We start from the raw sequence: 18,521 nt of genomic DNA on the forward strand, positions 1-18,521 counted from the left end.
AGTGCCCGCTCATCACATACAGATTGGAACAATCGCAGGGATGCATATCCACCATGGCAGAGAAAAATACAGAGACAAGCCCCCCCGTGGCCACGGCAAACACGCCGGACGCAGCCCCGGCAGCACCGCAGACCAGCGCGCAACAGGACCCGGCAGCGGACTCGCTCACGGCCCTGTGCATGGTCGCCCGGTTGCACCAAACCGCAGCCGACCCGGCCACGCTGGCCCACCAGATCGGCTTGCGGCCCAGCGAACCCGCGAGCACCGAGGACCTGCTCCGGGCGGCCAAGCACCTGGGCCTGCGCGCCAAGCGCTCGCGCACCGGCGCCGACCGGCTCTCCCTGAGTCCGCTGCCCGCGCTGGCCCTGCTGCGCGGACCGGCCGGCTCGGCGCGCACGGTCGTTCTTGCCCAGTGCGACGGGCAGCGGGTGCTCTTGCAGGACCCGTCGGCGCCCGCTGCCGGCAGCCAGCCGGTGATCGAACCCCTGGAGGTCTTTGCCGCCCGCTGGACGGGCGAACTCATCCTCATCACCAGCCGCGCGAGCCTGGCCGGCGAACTGGCCAAGTTTGACTTCTCCTGGTTCATCCCCAGCCTCGTCAAGCACCGCAAACTCCTGGGCGAGGTGCTGCTGATCTCGTTCATGCTGCAACTCTTTGCGTTGGTCAGCCCGCTGTTCTTTCAGGTCGTGATGGACAAGGTGCTGGTGCACCGGGGCGTGACCACGCTGGACGTTCTGGTCATCGGCCTCGTGATCGTGGTGCTGTTCGAGAGCGTTCTGAACGCACTGCGCAGTTACGTTTTCAGCCACACGACGAACCGCATCGACGTGGAGCTCGGCGCGCGCCTGTTTCGCCACCTGGTGCAGCTGCCGCTGGCCTACTTTCAGGCGCGGCGCGTGGGCGACTCGGTGGCGCGCGTGCGCGAGTTGGAGAACATCCGCAGCTTTCTGACCGGCAACGCCCTGACCGTGCTGCTGGACGTGCTGTTCTCGGTGGTCTTCATCGCGGTGATGCTGTTCTACAGCGTCCCGCTGACGCTCATCGTGCTCGTCAGCCTGCCGCTGTACTTTGGCCTGAGCCTCGCGGTCGTGCCCATGCTGCGCCGCCGGCTGGACCACAAATTCGCCCGCGGAGCAGAAAACCAGGCGATGCTGGTGGAGACCGTGAGCGCAATCCAGACCGTCAAGGCGGGCGCGCTCGAGCCCTCCTTCGCACGCCGCTGGGACAAGCAGCTGGCCGCCTACGTCAGCGCCAGCTTCCGGACGCAGAACCTGGCCAGCTGGGCGCACGAGGGAATCAACCTGATCGGCAAACTCGTCAACGCCGCCACGCTCTGGTACGGCGCGCGCCTGGTCATGGACAACGCGCTCACCGTCGGCCAGTTCATCGCCTTCAACATGTTTGCCCAGCGCGTGGCGCAGCCCATCATGCGCATGGCGCAGCTGTGGACGGACTTCCAGCAGACCGGCATCTCCATGGCGCGGCTGGGCGACATCCTCGACACGCGCACCGAAGTGCCCCCGAGCAGCGCCGCCCAATTACCCCCGATCGAGGGCCGCATCACGCTCGACGGCGTCCACTTTCGCTACCGGCCCGAGGCCGCGCCCGTCCTGGCGGGGGTGAGCCTGGACCTGCGCCCCGGAGAAATCATCGGCATCGTGGGCCGCTCGGGCTCGGGCAAGAGCACGCTCACCAAGCTGATCCAGCGCCTGTACACGCCCAGCCAGGGCCGCATCCTCGTGGACGGAATCGACATCAGCCTCATCGACGCGGCCCAGCTGCGCCGCCAGGTGGGCGTGGTGCTGCAGGAGAACCTGCTGTTCAACCGCAGCGTGCGCGAGAACATCGCCATCGCCGACCCCGCGACTCCCATAGAGGCCGTGCTGCAAGCCGCCCGGCTCGCGGGAGCGCACGACTTCATCAGCGAACTGCCCGAGGGCTACGACACCCTGGTCGGCGAGCAGGGCGGCAGCCTCTCGGGTGGCCAGCGCCAGCGCATCGCGATCGCGCGTGCGCTCTTTACCAACCCGCGCATCCTCATCCTCGACGAAGCCACGAGCGCGCTCGACTACGAAAGCGAAGCCATCATCCAGCACAACATGGTCCCCATCTGCGCGGGCCGCACCGTGCTCATCATTGCCCACCGCCTGAGCGCCGTGCGGCACGCGCACCGGATCCTCGTCATGGACAAGGGCTGCATCGTGCAAACCGGCACGCACGACGCGCTGCTGCAAAGGCAGCAGGGCCTGTACGCGCACCTGTGGCGCATGCAGGACACGGGCCGGGCCGCGGCGCCAGCCCCCGGCGGCACCATCCCACCCCGGGAACTGGCATGAGCACCGCGCCGCGCCACCCGGCCCTGGAACTGCTGGCCCGCTACCGGGCCGTGCTGCGAACCGCATGGGCCCGGCGCGCGGAACTCGCCGGGCCGGCGCGCCTGGCCGACGAACAAGCCTTCCTGCCCGCCGCCCTGAGCCTGCAGGAAATGCCGGTGCACCCGGCGCCCCGGCGCATCGCCTACGCGCTGATGGCGCTGTTCCTGAGCGCCGTGGCATGGACCACCTTCGGCAAGATCGACATCGTGGCCGTGGCGCCCGGGCGCATCATCGTGAGCGAGCGCACGAAGACCGTCCAACCGCTGGAGCGCAGCGTGGTGCGCCGCATCCTCGTCCAGGACGGCGACCGGGTGCAGGCCGGCCAGCCGCTCATGGAACTCGACCCCACCGACGCGCAGGCCGACCGGGCCAGCCTGCTCGAAACGCACAAGGCCGCGCAGTCCGAATGGCTGCGCACCCGCGTGCAGCAACAGATGCTGCGCGCGGGAAAGCACAAGGCACCCGTGGATCGGGCGCTGGACGCAGCCATCCGGGAAAACGCCGCCGTCGCCGACTGGACCGACGCAGAACGCGCAAGAGCCCAGGCCCAACTGGCCGCGGAATGGAACGACGTCAGCGCGCGCCTGGACCGCCTGAGCGCAGAACAACAGCGCCGCGAGGCCGAGAGGGCCACCGTGCAGGCCATGATCGACAAGCTCGAATCCACCGTGCCCATCGCCCGCCAGCGCGAACAGGACTTCCAGACCCTGATGGCCCAGGGCTTTATGTCGGTCCACGCCCGGCAGGACCGCACCCGCGAACGCATCGAACTCGAACGCGACCTGGCAACGCAGAAGGCCCGCTTGTACGAAGCGCAGGCGGCGCTGCGCGAGGCCGAAAAAACCCGCAGCGCCTACCTCGCAGAAACCCTGCGCGCGCTGAGCGAACGCCAGTCGCAGGCGGACCTCAAGCGCCACCAGACGGGCCAGGAACTGACCAAGGCCAGGCAACGCGAACAGCGCGCGACGCTCACGGCCCCGGTCAGCGGCACCGTGCAGCAACTGGCCCTGCACACCGAAGGCGGCGTGGTCACCGAGGCGCAGGCCCTGATGGTCATCGTCCCCGAAAGCGCGAGCATGAGCGCCGAGGTCACGCTGGAAAACAAGGACATCGGCTTTGTAGTTCCCGGGCAGGACGTGAGCATCAAGCTGGAGACATTCCCGTTCACGCGCTACGGCACCGTGCCCGCGCAGGTGGAGAAAGTGACGCAGGACGCGGTAAACGACGAGAAACGCGGCGCGATCTTCCCGGCCATACTCAAACTCGGGCGCACGCATATCGACGTGGACGGCAAGCCGATCCGGCTGGCGCCGGGGATGAATATCACGGCGGAGATCAAGACGGGGCAGAGGCGGGTGATTGAATATTTGCTCAGTCCGATTCAGAGGGCGGGGAGTGAGAGTTTGAGGGAGCGTTGAATGATGCATCTGAATCTTGGGGAGCTTCCATGACAACGCCCATGTTAGCGATACCTTTTGTTCTGATGCAGTAGTCAGCGGAAAATTTCCAGGAAGTACAGTGAATACGCTGGCGTACCGTATTTTCAACGGAATAGATCAGCTATTGCGTGTGTGGAGAAATCCGTTTTCTGGCTGTGCAAGTTTTGGGGACTGAAAATGCTGTCTGTTAATAAAAAGCTCTTTTTCTGGATTTTGTTGTTGATGCTTGGCCCTAGTTTCCTTTACGGGATTTATTGGTTTTACAAGCTTTACGAATTTCGCCGTTTTATAGCTCTTGAGAGTCGATCTTTTGAATCTATGCTAATTGAAAAATCAATTTCCAACAAAGAAGTTAAAGTTAGCGAAGTAATTCCGATTGGTGAGCGTGTATGCTTTCTTCCTTCATACAAAACATCAGAGTCAATGGAATCATCGTTATTCAAAAATCAAATGGGTTTCTTGAATGGAAAAATGTCTGATGACATAAGCAATCAGATCTGGTGGGTTATTGTTCTATCAAAAGGAAAAGTTCTCGAGACCTACAGGACGACTGGGAGGATTACACCAATTTTCAAAAAAGGAAAATGTGTAAAACAAAAAGATTCAAGATTTCTTGTGCTTTTCAATAAAGATAAACATACGCCATACTTCGATATTTCAGAAGGAGATCCCATGGATGTACCCAGCACCTCAAAACAGACTTCCCGACCATGCTCAAGCTTGAGTGCGCGCGCATACTTCGGCGTGGATGGGCGTTGTTGCATAAATCCCGAACCACAAGCGTGCTGATGTTTGTGCGCACAACGGCGATGCAAGCAGCAAGCGCTGCTGTCAGTCGCGACACGGACCAGGTACATTTCCGACCTTTTGCCAGAGAACATGCGCAGAGACACCAGCCAACGAACCGAGCCCAAGGCGACCTACCGTGTCAAGAACTGGGCGCAGTACAACGCCGGACTGATTGCCAGAGGAGATATCGAGGTGTGGATCGACAAGAACCTTCTGAGGCCCGCACCGGCTGCGGATGTCTGCAGGCGCGGACGTCCGATCATCTACCCGGATGCCGTTATCCAAGGCTTGCTCAGTCTCAAGCAGGTGTTTGATCTGCCGCTGCGTGCGCTGCAAGGATTCGCTCGAAGCCTGCGCCAGCTTGCCTTCCCGGATCTGCCGGTACCCAACTACACAACCTTGAGCCGCCGCGCGCAAAGCCTGCAAGTCGTCTTGCCCGCGCTGCGCCCGAGCGAGCCACTGCACTTGGCCGTTGACAGCACAGGCCTCAAACTCTACGGCGAGGGCGAATGGAAGGTGCGCACACACGGTTGGTCCAAGCGCCGCACCTGGCGCAAGGTCCATCTGGCGATGGACACAAAGACCGGCCAGATTTGCGCGGCGTTGATGACCCACCAAGAGATGGGCGACAGCGAGGCCCTGACCGATTTGCTTGAGCAGATTCCGTCCGAAACGCCGATTGGCATCGTCGGCGGCGATGGCGCCTACGACACCAAAGCGTGCCACGCGCAGATTGCCGCACGCGATGCGACGCCCTCGATTCCCCCGCGCGAAGGCGCCATGCCCTGGCCGCAGGCCACGCCGGGCGCAACTTGGCGCAATGCGGCCATTGACGAGATCGCAAAGAGCAGCCGACGCGAATGGAAAAAAGCCAGCGGCTACCACAAGCGCTCGCTGGTGGAGAACCTGATGTACCGTCTGAAGACGCTGACCAGCCATTTCCTGTGGGCACGCACGATTGGCTCGCAGGCCACCGAGGTTGCCATCCGTGCGGGCGTGCTCAATCGCATGGCCTCTCTGGCTCGCCCGCAGTCCGCACGCCTCACCTGAATTAGTGTTCCTGGGGAGGTACATCTTCGAAGGTCGATTTATGCAACAACGCCGCGTGGATGGCAAGCCCCTCCGACTGGCGCCGGGGATGAATATCACTGCGGAAATCCAGATGGAGCGTTTGGCCTATGACAGTACCCATATCAGAAACATCCGTGGAAATGTCTTTTGTTCTGACGCAGGCAACGGCTGGTCACCAGAGGGCACAGCGGATATGCTTGACGAATTTACCGACGCAAGTTCCTGATTGCGCAAGCCCTGGGAGTTATGATGAATTCTATTAATAGAAAAATCTTTTGCTGGATTGCCTTTCTGTTGCTGTTAATTCCTGTTCTTAATTGGCTTCACTTGTTCAAAACCATTGAAGATCATTTTTTTGAATCCATGTTGATTGGAAAATTAACATCCAACAAAGAGATAAATATTAATGAGATAATTCCAAAAGGTGAGCGCGTATGCTTTTTTCCTCCATACACGTCATCAGATTCAGTGAATTCGTTGTCCAAGATTCAAAAGGAGTTTTTGAATGTCAGAATTGATTCCGTTGTTGGCGCGGATGATGTTTGGTGGATTGTTATTTTGTCAAAAGACGATGTTATAAATATCTATAAAATGACCGGTGGTGTCATATCCAATTTCAGAGAGAGCAGGTGTGTAAAACAGAAAAATTCAAAACTTATACTTTCTTCTAAAAGCAAATATACAGTATTTTTCGATCTTTCAGAAAGGGTTTGATCATGGCAGGAGTTGTACCAATAGCAGTAGCATGCCGTAGCCCAAGTCCTGATGGCCATTGTTTCCGACAGTGCCAGCGTGAGCACAGATGTCATGCTGGAAAACAGGAATATCGGCTTTGTAGCCCCCGAGCAGGACGTGAGCATCAAACTGGAAACCTTGCCGTTCACGCGCGCTACGGCACCGTGCCGGCAAAGGTGGAAAAAGTAACTCAAAATCGGGCGCACACACATCGATGTGAACGACAAACCCATCCGGCTGGCGCTTGGAATGAATATCGCTGCGGAAATCAGGATGGGGCAGAGGAGAGTGATTGCAGAGGAGAGTGATTGAATTGATGAATTTATCGACACAAGTTCCTGATTACTAAATCCCTTGGGGTTATCATGATTTCTGCCAGTATAAAAATATTTTCCAGAATTGTTTTTCTGCTTTTTGTACTACCTTTGACAATACTGCTTTTGTCAATACCATTTCTTAGATTAATTAACTGGCTCAGCACTTTTGAAGATCGTTCTTTTGAATCCATGCTGATTGAAAAATTAACCTCCAGCAAAGAGGTAAAAATTGAAGAAATAATACCAATTGGCGAGCAAGTATGCTTTCTTCCTTCATATGTGACGCCAGATTCGGTGGAGCCACATTTATCCAATAATCAAATGAATTTCTTGAATGACAAAATATCTGATGACATAGGAGATCATGTCTGGTGGATTATTATTCTATCAAAAGAAGAAGTTCTAAAAATCTACGAGATGTCCAGTTATCTCAGATCCGATTTCAGAAAAGGCAGATGTGTAAAAAGAAAAAATTCAAAATTCATATTTTCTGGTGATGACGGGTTTACGACATTTTTTGATCTTTCAGAAGGGATGTAATCATGTATGTGGGTGTGGGTCTCGTAGGGTTTGGTGCTGGATTTGCGCTATCTTTGAGTAATTTGAAGCAATCTTTTAATTCTGAGGCGGTCCAATTCTGGGGCTCTAAAACCGATTGGAATGATGAGAGTGATGCGTTCAGACATGCTTATGTGAGCGCCAGATTTTCTCAATATTTCGGAGATCATTCTGCAAATATTCTTGGCTTGCTTCACGAGATGGCCAATATTTATAAAAAACCCAACCCTCGCGATGTGGCGATGGACTTGTGGAACAATAAAGCGGGTGCTGAGATAGGGAGTAAATATAGGGGTGGCGATGCTGCATCCAAAATTGCGGGTGATGTATTCAAAGCTTTAAATGATGGAAAATTGATTACAAACTTTGAAACAGATCCACGTGTTAATGCTGGGCATGGTCCTTCCGGCGGCAAGGGTGGTAGTGGCGGCAGCGGTGGTGGAACTGGGGGATCTGGTGGCATAGGAAGCGCTGGTGGTAATGCGGGTACGGGCGGAACCGAACCTCCTCGCCGTGACCCGCTGGTTCTCGATCTGGATGGCGACGGCATCGAAACCACCAGCACCCGCGACGGTACGATCATCTTGTTCGATCACGACGCCGATGGCGTCAAAACCGGCACTGGATGGGTCAAACCCGACGACGGCTGGCTGGTGCTGGACCGAAATGGCAATGGCACGATCGATTCGGGTCGCGAACTCTTTGGTGTGGACACGCTCAAGAGCAATGGCCAACTGGCATCCAACGGCTTTGACGCACTCAAAGACTTGGATGCCAATAACGACGGCAAGATCAATTCGGCAGACAGCGTTTTTGCCAACTTGCGCGTCTGGCGTGACTTGAACCAAGATGGCATCAGCCAAACCGAAGAGTTGACTACACTTGACGCCAACAGCATCACTGCAATTGGCGTCAACTCAAGCGCTGTGCGTACCGACTTGGGAAATGGCAATCTGCAGACAGCTGTGGGCGCCTTTACCCGGTCCAATGGTACCACGGGTACGACAGGTGAAACCAGCAGTGCAGCGGCCAATCTGGACTTGCTGGTGAATACCTTCTATCGGCAGTTCAGTGACGAGATTCCACTCACCGATCAGGCCAAGGCATTGCCAAATCTGCGCGGCTCAGGGCGTGTGCGTGATCTGTCTGAAGCCATCAGCCTCTCGACCGATCTTGGCAATTGGGTGCAAACTTACACCCAGCAAACCACCCGGCAAGGACAGATCGACAAACTTGATGGCTTCATTGAGAAATGGGCCAACACAGCCGATTTGAAATCACTCAAAGCGCAGGCCGAGGCCCTCTCAAGCAGTGCTGTCAGGTTGACCTACAACTTGGCTGGATTGGCTGCTGGTACATCAGCCTATGACGAATTTGTTCGCAAATTGGGTGTGGTCGAGCGCTTTATGGGCTTTACCTATGGTGGTGCCAACGGGCAAGCCCGGTTCACGCCATTGGTTGCCAGTTCAGGCCATCTCACAGTAGCACTAACCGCTGAGCAGATCGCCTGTGTTGCTTTGGCCTATGATCGGTTCAAGACGGATATTTATGAGTCCCTCTTGTTGCGGACCCGACTTGGTAGTTATTTTGACAAGTTGGATATCGCAGTGACTGATGGCCGAATGGCACTTGATTTTCAGCCCGTGGAGAATGCATTCGGGCAAGCCATCGCATCCAGTCCACGTGACGGAATCATTGATCTGGTCGAGTTTCTGAGCGCTGCCGGAGAAACCCGCCTCGCGAAGCTCGGTTGGAACGCCACCGAATTTCTCACCACCCAACTCAATACCACCACCGATCTGGGCGCATTTAGCAAGGAACTGAGCAGTTGGACAGTCCGTTTCGCTGCGTCCAGCGAACACCGGCTCGCCGGCACCTCACGGCCGGATTTGATTGTTGCTAGTGCAGGGGATGACAATATCCGTGGTTTCGATGGCAACGATATTTTGATTGGCAAAGCAGGTGACGATACAGTAGACGGTGGAAAGGGTGACGATATCGTTCTGGGCGGTGCAGGCAACGACTCTTTGTCTGGCGGTGCTGGAGATGATCACCTGGAAGGCGGTGATGGTAACGATTGGATCCAGGGGGATGCTGGCGCCGACACGCTCGATGGCGGTGCAGGCAACGACACCCTGCATGGCGACTATGGCAACGACACCTATCTGTTTGGCAAGGGCGACGGGCAGGACACCATCAGTTTGGACTCCGACCGGGCAGCAGACAAACTCAATGTGCTGCAGTTCAAAGCGGGTGTCGCACCTTCGGAGATCGTGGCGACGCGCTCCGGCTCGTACTTGGTGCTGTCCATTGCGGGCACCGCAGACGAGGTGAGCATCAGCAATTTCTTCTACAGCGACGACCCGGCCAACAACTACAACCCGATCCAGCAAATCCGGTTCGCCGATGGCACGACCTGGGATATCAACGGGATCAAGAGCCAAGTCTTTGCAGGCACGGCAGCGGCCGACAACATCGTCGGAACCACTGCAGACGACAGCATCAGCGGCCAAGCCGGAGCCGACACGATCTACGGGCGTGACGGCAACGACACACTCGATGGCGGTGCGGACAACGACAGCCTTTACGGCGGGAACGGAACCGACACGCTCAATGGTGGCGCAGGCAACGATGTGCTCCGCGGCGATGCGGGCAACGACACCTATTTGTTCGGCAAGGGCGATGGGCAGGACACCATCGGCTTGGACTACGACCAGGCAGCGGGCAAGTTCAATGTGCTGCAGTTCAAGGCGGGCGTGGCGCCCTCGGAGATCGTGGTTGCGCGCTCCGACTCAAACTTGGTGCTGTCCATCGCGGGCACTGCTGACAAGGTGACCATTGGCTACTTCTTCTACGGCGATGATCCGACCAACGATTACAACCCGATCCAGCAGATCCGGTTCGCCGATGGCACGACCTGGGACATCAACACGCTCAAGAGCAAGGTCTTTGCGGGCACGGCAGCCGCCGACAACATCGCGGGCACCATTGCGGACGACACCATCACCGGCCAGGCCGGAGCCGACGCAATCTACGGGCGTGACGGCAACGACATGCTCGATGGCGGCGCGGACAACGACATCCTCTACGGCGAGAACGGAGCGGACACACTCGACGGTGGCGCAGGCGACGACGTGCTCAGCGGCGGAACAGGCAACGACACCTATCTGTTTGGCAAGGGTGATGGTCAAGACACCATCAGATCGACCTACGACCACGCAGCAGACCAGCTCAATGTGCTGCAGTTCAAAGCGGGTGTGGCGCCCTCGGAGGTCATGGCTATGCGCTCCGGCTCGAACTTGGTGCTGTCCATCGCGAGCGCCGCAGACAAAGTGACCATCAACCACTTCTTCGACAACGATAACCCGGCCAACGACTACAACCCGATCCAGCAGGTTCGGTTCGCCGACGGCACGACCTGGGACATCAACACGCTCAAGAGCAAGGCCTTTGCGGGCACGGCATCGGCCGACAACATCGTCGGTACCACCGCAGACGACACCATCACTGGCCAAGCCGGAGCCGACACGATCGACGGGCGAGACGGCAACGACACGCTCGATGGCGGTGCGGACAACGACGTGCTCAGCGGGGGTGCCGGCAACGACACCTATCTGTTTGGCAAGGGCGATGGTCAAGACACCATCAAATTGGACTACGACCGCGTAGCAAGCAAACTCAATGTGCTGCAGTTCAAGGCGGGTGTGACGCCCTCGGAGATCGTGGCTACGCGCTCCGGCTCGTACTTGGTGCTGTCTATTGCGGGCACCACCGACAAAGTAACCATCAGCCTCTTCTTCGACAACGATAACCCGACCAACGACTACAACCCGATCCAGCAGGTCAGGTTCGCCGATGGCACGACCTGGGACATCAACGGAATCAAGAGCAAGGTTTTCGCGGGCACAGTAGCGGCCGACAACATCGTCGGTACCACTGCAGACGACACCATCAGCGGTCAGGCTGGAGCCGATACGATCTACGGGCGAAACGGCAACGATACGCTCAATGGCGGTGCGGACAACGACATCCTCTACGGCGAGAATGGAGCGGACACACTCGACGGTGGCGCAGGCGACGATGTGCTCAGCGGCGGTGCAGGCAACGACACCTATCTGTTTGGCAAGGGTGATGGTCAAGACACCATCAGATCGACCTACGACCGCGCAGCAGACAAGCTCAATGTGCTGCAGTTCCAAGCGGGTGTGGCACCCTCGGAGATCATGGCTACGCGCTCTGGCTCGAACTTGGTGCTGTCCATTTCGGGTACTGCTGACAAAGTGACCCTCAGTGACTTCTTCTACAACGACGACCCGACCAACAACTGGAACCCGATCCAGCAGGTCCGGTTCGCCGATGGCACGACCTGGAACATCAACACGCTCAAGAGCAAGGTCTTTGCGGGCACTGCCGCGGCCGATTACATCTTCGGTACCGTTGCAGACGACACCATCACCGGCCAGGCCGGAGCCGACACGATCTACGGACGTGACGGCAACGACACACTCGATGGCGGTGCGGACAACGACCACCTGTACGGCGGGAACGGAGCCGACACGCTCAATGGTGGCGCAGGCAACGACGTGCTCAGCGGCGATGCGGGCAACGACACCTATCTGTTTGGCAAGGGCGACGGGCAGGACACCATCAGCTTGGACTACGACCGGGCAGCAGGCAAGCTCAACGTGCTGCAGTTCAAGGCGGGGGTGGTGCCCTCGGAGATCGTGGTTGCGCGCTCCGGCTCAGACTTGGTGCTGTCCATCGCGGGCACTGCTGACAAGGTGACCATCGGCTACTTCTTCTACACCGATGATCCGGCCAACGCCTACAACCCGATCCAGCAGGTCCGGTTCGCCAATGGCACCACCTGGGACATCAACGCGCTCAAAAGCAAGGTCCCCGGAGGCACGGCAGCGACCAACAATATCGTCGGCACGGCAGCAGCCGACCGCATCGTCGGCACCGCTGCGGACGACACCATCAGCGGCCAAGCAGGAGCCGACACGATCTACGGGCAAGACGGCAACGACACGCTCTATGGCGGTGCGGACAACGACCTCCTCAGCGGCCAAAACGGAACCGATACGCTCGACGGTGGAGCAGGCGACGACGTGCTTAGCGGTGGTGCAGGCAACGACACCTATCTGTTTGGCAAGGGCGACGGGCAGGACACCATCGGTTCGGACTACGACCGCGCAGCAGACAAGCTCAACGTGCTGCAGTTCAAGGCGGGTGTGACACCCTCGGAGATCGTAGCTACGCGCTCCGGCTCGTACCTGGTGCTGTCCATCGCGGGCACCACCGACAAAGTGAGCATCGTCGACTTCTTCTACAACGACAACCCGGCCAACGCCTACAACCCGATCCAGCAGGTCCGGTTCGCCAATGGCACCACCTGGGACATCAACGCGCTCAAAAGCAAGGTCCCCGGGAGCACGACAGCGACCAACAATATCGTCGGCACGGCAGCAGCCGACCGCATCGTCGGCACCGCTGCGGACGACACCATCAGCGGCCAAGCGGGAGCCGACACGATCTACGGGCGAGACGGCAACGACACGCTCTATGGCGGTGCGGACAACGACATCCTCTGCGGCGAGCGCGGAGCGGACACACTCAACGGTGAAGCAGGCGATGACGTGCTCGACGGTGGTGCAGGCAACGACACCTATTTGTTCGGCAAGGGTGATGGTCAAGACACCATCGGTGCGGACTACGACCACGCAGCAGACAAGCTCAATGTGCTGCAGTTCAAGGCGGGGGTGGCACCCTCGGAGGTCGTGGCTACGCGCTCCGACTCGTACTTGGTGCTATCCATCGCGGGCACTGCTGACAAGGTGACCATCGTCGACTTCTTCTACAACGACGACCCGGCCAACGCCTACAACCCGATCCAGCAGGTCCGGTTCGCCAATGGCACCACCTGGGACATCAATGCGCTCAAAAGCAAGGTCCCCAAGGGCACGGCAGCGACCAACAATATCGTCGGCACGGCAGCGGCCGACTACATCGTCGGCACCGCTGCGGACGACACCATCAGCGGCCAAGCGGGAGTCGACACGATCGACGGGCGAGACGGCAACGACACGCTCTATGGCGGTGCGGACAACGACATCCTCTCCGGCGAGAACGGAGCGGACACACTCGACGGTGGAGCAGGCAACGACGTGCTCGGCGGTGGTGCAGGCAACGACACCTATTTGTTCGGCAAGGGCGATGGTCAAGACACCATCGGTCCGGACTACGACCGCGCAGCAGACAAGCTCAATGTGCTGCAGTTCAAGGCGGGGGTGGCGCCCTCGGAGATCGTGGCTACGCGCTCCAACTCATACTTAGTGCTGTCCATCGCGGGCACCACCGACAAGGTGAGCATCAGCGACTTCTTCTACAACGACGACCCGACCAACAACTGGAACCCGATCCAGCAGGTCCGGTTCGCCAATGGCACGACCTGGGACATCAACGGAATCAAGAGCAAGGTTTTCGCGGGCACGGCAGCGGCCGACAACATCGTCGGCACCACTGCGGACGACACCATCACCGGCCAGGCCGGAGCCGACACGATCTACGGACGCGATGGCAACGACACGCTCGATGGCGGTGCGGACAACGACACCCTCTACGGCGAGAACGGAGCCGACAGGCTCGACGGCGGCGCAGGCAACGACACCCTGAACGGCGGCAATGGCAACGACACCTATGTCTTTGGCCGGGGCTCTGGTGCGGACAGCATCACCGACTACGACAGCACCGCAGGCAATACCGATTGCCTGTCCATTGGCGCAGGCGTGAGCACCAATCAGCTGTGGTTGCGCCGCGTGGGTACGGACCTGGAGGTGAGCATCATCGGCACCTCGGACAAGAGCCTGATCAACAACTGGTATGCGGGCGACGCCTACCATATCGAGCGCTTCCAGACCTCGAACGGCAATGTCCTGCTGGACAGCCAGGTGAATGCCCTGGTGTCTGCGATGGCGGGCTTCGCGCCGCCGCCCGCAGGGCAGACCACGCTGGCGGCCGATTACCAGACGGCTCTGGCTCCGGTGTTGGCTGCGGGCTGGAACTGATGGGCCCTGCCTGCGCAGGCCTTGTGGCTACCGGGCGGGCGCGGGCGGGTGGGTGCCGCCCTATTCAGGCCGCCGCCAAGAGCGCTTCCAGTGCGCAGGAGATTTCCAGCCAGCGTTCCTCCAGCCGGGCGGTCTCGTCGGCGACGGCCTTCAGGCGCCGGCCGCATTCGGCGATTTCGGCGGCAGGCAGGGCTTCTTGGGCGAGCCTTTGTTCCAGCGCGCTGCGCTCGGTGAACAGGGCCACCAGGCGCGCGTCGATTTGTCCGATTTCTGTTTTCAGCGGCCGGGTCTTTTCGGCGTGCTGCTGGCGGGCCAGGGCGTCGAGTCTGCGCTGTTCCCGGCCGTCGCGCAGGGCGGCAATGGGCGCGGAGGTCGGAGCGGGGACCGCAGGCGCTTCGGCGGAATCCGCCGTGCGCGCGGACCGCGCTGCCGGTTCGCGCAGGCGTTTCGCCTCGTCGAGCAGATAGCGCTGGTAGTCGTCCAGATCGCCGTCGAACGGCGCCACCGCGCCGCGCCCCACGAGCCAGAACTCGTCGCACACGGCGCGCAGCAGTGCGCGGTCGTGGCTGACGAGCAGCAGCGTGCCTTCGAAGCCGTTGAGCGCCATGGACAGCGCCTCGCGCGTGACCAGGTCCAGGTGGTTCGTGGGCTCGTCGAGCAGCAGCAGGTTGGGCCGTTGCCAGACGATCATGGCCAGCACCAGGCGGGCCTTTTCTCCGCCGCTCATGCTGCCCACGGCCTGCCGGGCCATGTCGCCGGAAAAATTGAAGCTGCCCAGGTGGTTGCGCAGTTCCTGTTCGCGGCCGGATTCCCGGCCGTCGGCCTCCATGTCCCGGGCCAGCCGCAGCATGTGTTCGAGCGGGTTGTCGGCCGGGCGCAGCAGGTCCAGTTCCTGCTGGGCGAAGTAGCCGATGCGCAGGCCCCGGCCTTCGGTGATGCGGCCCGCGAGCACCTTCATCTGGCGGGCAATGGTCTTGACCAGCGTGGATTTTCCCTGCCCATTGGCGCCCAGGATGCCGATGCGCTGGCCGGCCAGCACCGAGCGCCCGACGTGGCGCAAGATGGTGTGCGCGCTCCCGTCCACGCCCGCGCCCGCGTAGCCAAACGCTGCGTCCGTGATGCTCAGCATCGGGTTGGGCAGCTGCGCCGGCTCCTTGAAGTCGAAGCCGAATTCGGCGTCGGCCAGCACGGGCGCGATTTTCTCCATGCGCTCCAGGGCCTTGACGCGGCTTTGCGCCTGCTTGGCCTTGCTCGCCTTGGCCTTGAAGCGGGTGATGAATTTTTGCAGCTGCGCGACCCGGTCCTGCTGTTTCGCGTAGCTCGCCTGCTGCAATTCCATCTGCTGGGCGCGCAGCGCTTCGAAGCGGCTGTAGTTCCCGCCGTAGCGGGTGATCCGGGCGTTTTCGATGTGCAGCGTGACGTCGGCGACGGCGTCGAGGAACTCGCGGTCGTGGCTGATGGTGATCAGCGTTCCCGCGTAGCGCGCGAGCCAGGATTCGAGCCACACCAGCGCGTCCAGGTCCAGGTGGTTCGTGGGTTCGTCGAGCAGCAGCAGGTCGCAGGGGCAGATCAGCGCACGCGCCAGTTGCAGGCGCATGCGCCAGCCGCCCGAGAAGCTGTTCACGGGCTGCTCGAGTTCCGCCACCCGGAACCCGAGCCCGAGGATCAGCGCCTGCGCGCGCGCCGTGGCGTCGTGCGCGCCGGCGTCGGCCAGGTCGGAATGCGCCTGCGCGATGGCCATTCCGTCGCCGCCGTCCTCGGCCCTTGCGAGCGCCGCGCGCAAGCCGGTCAGGCGGCTGTCCCCCTGGAGCACGAACGCCGTGGCGGACTCGGGGGTTTCGGGCATGTCCTGCGCCACCTGCGCCATGCGCCACTGCGCGGGGACGAGGTATTCGCCCGCGTCCTCATGCAGTGTGCGGTTGAGCAGGGCCAGGAGCGAGGATTTGCCCGCGCCGTTGCGCCCCACCAGGGCAACGTGCTCGCCCGCGTTGATGGTGACCGAGACCTGGTCGAGCAGCAGCTTGCTGCCCCGGCGCAGGCTGAGGTTTTTGAGGACGATCATTCGGCGAACGCCAGGCCCTGGCGCGTGATCAGCAGCACCTGGTCCGGGCCTGCGCTGGTGTCCAGCCAGTGCACGGGCAGCCGCGCGAACGCCGCCTCAAAGGCGGCGCGCCCGTTGCCGATTTCCAGGATGAGCAGCGCGTCCTCGCCCATGCACGCCGGGGCGTGCGCGAGCAGTTGGCGGATGAAGTCCATTCCGTCGGCGCCTCCCGCGAGCGCGAGCGCGGGCTCGGCGCGGTATTCCGCGGGCAGGGCCGCCATTGCGGCCGCGTTCACGTAGGGCGGGTTGCACAGGATCAAGTCCCACGGGCCGGGCAGCGCGCGCAGGCCGTCCGCGCATTGCAGTGCGACGCGCTCTTGCAGGCCGTGCCGCTCGACGTTGATGCGCGCCACGGCGAGCGCGTCGGGTGAGATGTCCGCGCCCGTGACCGCCACCTCGGGCCAGGCGATTGCGGCGAGCACCGCCAGGCTGCCGTTGCCGGTGCACAGGTCGAGCACGCGGCGGGTGTGCGCGCCCAGGAAATCGTCCACGCTGCCGTCGGCCAGCAGTTCGGCGATGAGGCTGCGCGGCACGATGGCGCGCTCGTCAACGTAGAACGCAAGGCCCTGGAGCCAGGCCTCGCGCGTCAGGTACGCGGCGGGCTTGCGGGTGCGGATGCGTTCGGCAAACAGCGCCGCGACCTGTTCCCGCTGCGCCTGCACCACCGGCTGCTGACCCAGGGCGGCGTCCGACAGGTCGCTGTCCAGCGGCAGGCCCAGGCGCCAGAGAACGAGCCATGCGGCCTCGTCGTACGCATTCGTCGTGCCGTGACCGAAGGAGACGCCGGACGCGGCCAGCCACTGCGCGCCCGACGCGACCAGGGCGCCCACGGTGGATCCCGCGAGTGTCTGCTGCGGCGCGGCAGCGCAGTCGCTCATGCCAGGGCCCGTGCGTGCAGGTTCTCCAGGGTGCGGCGGTAGATGTTCTTGAGCGGTTCGATGTCCGCCAGCCGCACGTGCTCGTCGATCTTGTGGATGCTCGCATTCGGCGGGCCGAGCTCGATCACCTGCGGGCATATCCGGGCAATGAAGCGGCCGTCGCTCGTTCCCCCGGTGGTGGAGAGCTCGGTGCTCAGCCCGGTCTCCGCGGTGATGGCCTGCCCGACGGCGGCCAGCAACTCGCCCGGCGGGGTCAGAAAGGGCTCGCCGCCCAAGGTCCAGCGCAGCTCGTACGTCAGGCCATGGCGCTCCAGCAGCGCGTGCACGCGCTGTTGCAGTCCCTCGGCCGTGGATTCCGTGGAAAAGCGGAAGTTGAAATCCACGACCACTTCGCCGGGGATCACGTTCGTCGCGCCGGTGCCGCCATGCATGTTGCTGATCTGCCAGCTGGTGGGCTGAAAGAACGCATTGCCCTGGTCCCAGACCGTCGCGGCCAGTTCCGTCAAGGCGGGCAGCGCCTGGTGGATGGGGTTGCGCGCGAGTTGCGGGTACGCAATATGCCCCTGGATGCCGCGCACGCTGAGCCGGCCACTGAGCGTTCCGCGCCGGCCGTTCTTCACCATGTCGCCGGTCTGCTCAAGGCCGGTGGGCTCGCCGACGATGCAGTAGTCGAGCGTTTCGGCGCGCGCCGCGAGCTGCTCGACGACCGCCCGGGTGCCGTCCACGCTGGGGCCTTCCTCGTCGCTGGTGAGCAGCAAGCACAGTCCGATCGCGGGCTCGGGCGTGGCCGCCAGGAACTCCTCGAGCGCCACGACAAAGGCCGCGATCGAGGTCTTCATGTCACTCGCGCCGCGACCGTAGAGCTTGCCGTCGCGCTGCGTCGGAGCGAAGGGGTCGCTGCTCCATTGGTCCAGCGGACCGGTCGGGACCACGTCGGTGTGGCCCGCGAAAACCAGGGTCTTGCGCGCACCGCCGGCCCGATCGGCGCGCGCAGCAGGGTGTTTTGCCCACAGATTGCTCACGCGCGCGTGCGCCGGGCCGCTGTCCAGGCGCTCGCAGACAAAGCCCAGCGGCACGAGCCGCTCGGCGAGCAGGTCCAGGCAGCCGGCGTCCTGCGGGGTGATGGAGGGGCGGGAAATGAGTTGTTCAGCCAGTTGCAGGGTGCGTGACATCGGGGGGAATGAAGAGTGG

At 61.2% G+C, this 18,521-nt stretch carries 12 protein-coding genes and 1 pseudogene; 10 read left to right on the forward strand and 3 right to left on the reverse strand.

Annotated elements, in window-relative coordinates; all coding sequences use genetic code 11:
- Positions 1–53: 53 nt before the first annotated feature.
- The 10 genes and pseudogenes from D5041_RS18480 (at position 54) to D5041_RS18525 (ending at position 14,351) form a co-directional block, all read left to right on the forward strand.
- Entirely contained in the window at positions 54–2,336 is a 2,283-nt protein-coding gene (locus D5041_RS18480) for a type I secretion system permease/ATPase (RefSeq protein WP_265285438.1), read from the forward strand.
- A complete protein-coding gene (locus D5041_RS18485) occupies positions 2,333–3,793 on the forward strand; it encodes an HlyD family type I secretion periplasmic adaptor subunit (RefSeq protein ID WP_265285439.1) in 1,461 nt (486 codons plus the stop codon). The genes D5041_RS18480 and D5041_RS18485 overlap by 4 nt, the downstream gene beginning before the upstream one ends.
- Positions 3,794–3,991: 198 nt before the next feature.
- Positions 3,992–4,603 carry a hypothetical protein gene (locus D5041_RS18490; protein WP_265285440.1) on the forward strand — a complete coding sequence of 204 codons (612 nt, stop codon included), beginning with the start codon at positions 3,992–3,994 and terminating at the stop codon, positions 4,601–4,603.
- Between the two features lie 90 nt (positions 4,604–4,693).
- A complete protein-coding gene (locus D5041_RS18495; RefSeq protein ID WP_265284258.1) occupies positions 4,694–5,653 on the forward strand; it encodes an IS5 family transposase in 960 nt (319 codons plus the stop codon).
- Between the two features lie 40 nt (positions 5,654–5,693).
- The gene (locus tag D5041_RS18500; protein ID WP_265285441.1) at positions 5,694–5,900 is read left to right on the forward strand and encodes a hypothetical protein; all 207 of its coding nucleotides are present in this window, start codon (positions 5,694–5,696) and stop codon (positions 5,898–5,900) included.
- 23 nt (positions 5,901–5,923) lie between these two features.
- Complete coding sequence (locus D5041_RS18505; RefSeq protein ID WP_265285442.1) at positions 5,924–6,388, forward strand: hypothetical protein; 465 nt, start codon at positions 5,924–5,926, stop codon at positions 6,386–6,388.
- 51 nt (positions 6,389–6,439) lie between these two features.
- Positions 6,440–6,598 (forward strand): hypothetical protein, encoded by a 159-nt coding sequence (locus D5041_RS18510; protein ID WP_265285443.1) that lies wholly within the window; start codon positions 6,440–6,442, stop codon positions 6,596–6,598.
- 176 nt (positions 6,599–6,774) lie between these two features.
- Positions 6,775–7,266, forward strand: a complete 492-nt coding sequence (locus D5041_RS18515) for a hypothetical protein (protein WP_265285444.1) — start codon at positions 6,775–6,777, stop codon at positions 7,264–7,266.
- 2 nt (positions 7,267–7,268) lie between these two features.
- Positions 7,269–8,237, forward strand: a pseudogene (locus tag D5041_RS22290) (SPM autocatalytic domain-containing protein); the annotation flags it as partial.
- Between the two features lie 669 nt (positions 8,238–8,906).
- Positions 8,907–14,351: a calcium-binding protein gene (locus D5041_RS18525; protein WP_321162179.1), complete on the forward strand. Its 5,445-nt coding sequence runs from the start codon at positions 8,907–8,909 to the stop codon at positions 14,349–14,351.
- Between the two features lie 64 nt (positions 14,352–14,415).
- Here the strand turns inward: D5041_RS18525 and D5041_RS18540 are convergent, their stop codons facing one another.
- Genes D5041_RS18540 through dapE form a run of 3 tightly spaced genes read right to left on the reverse strand, consistent with a single transcriptional unit; the run spans position 14,416 to position 18,502 of the window.
- On the reverse strand, positions 14,416–16,413 hold the full coding sequence (locus D5041_RS18540; protein ID WP_265258981.1) for an ABC-F family ATP-binding cassette domain-containing protein: 1,998 nt from the start codon (positions 16,411–16,413) through the stop codon (positions 14,416–14,418).
- Positions 16,410–17,330, reverse strand: a complete 921-nt coding sequence (gene prmB / locus D5041_RS18545; RefSeq protein WP_265285445.1) for a 50S ribosomal protein L3 N(5)-glutamine methyltransferase — start codon at positions 17,328–17,330, stop codon at positions 16,410–16,412. The genes D5041_RS18540 and prmB overlap by 4 nt, the downstream gene beginning before the upstream one ends.
- Positions 17,327–18,502: a succinyl-diaminopimelate desuccinylase gene (gene dapE, locus D5041_RS18550; protein ID WP_265285446.1), complete on the reverse strand. Its 1,176-nt coding sequence runs from the start codon at positions 18,500–18,502 to the stop codon at positions 17,327–17,329. Before dapE ends, prmB begins: the two co-directional genes overlap by 4 nt.
- Positions 18,503–18,521 lie beyond the last annotated feature (19 nt).

The organism is Verminephrobacter aporrectodeae subsp. tuberculatae (assembly GCF_026127385.1).
GTDB lineage: Bacteria > Pseudomonadota > Gammaproteobacteria > Burkholderiales > Burkholderiaceae_C > Acidovorax > Acidovorax aporrectodeae.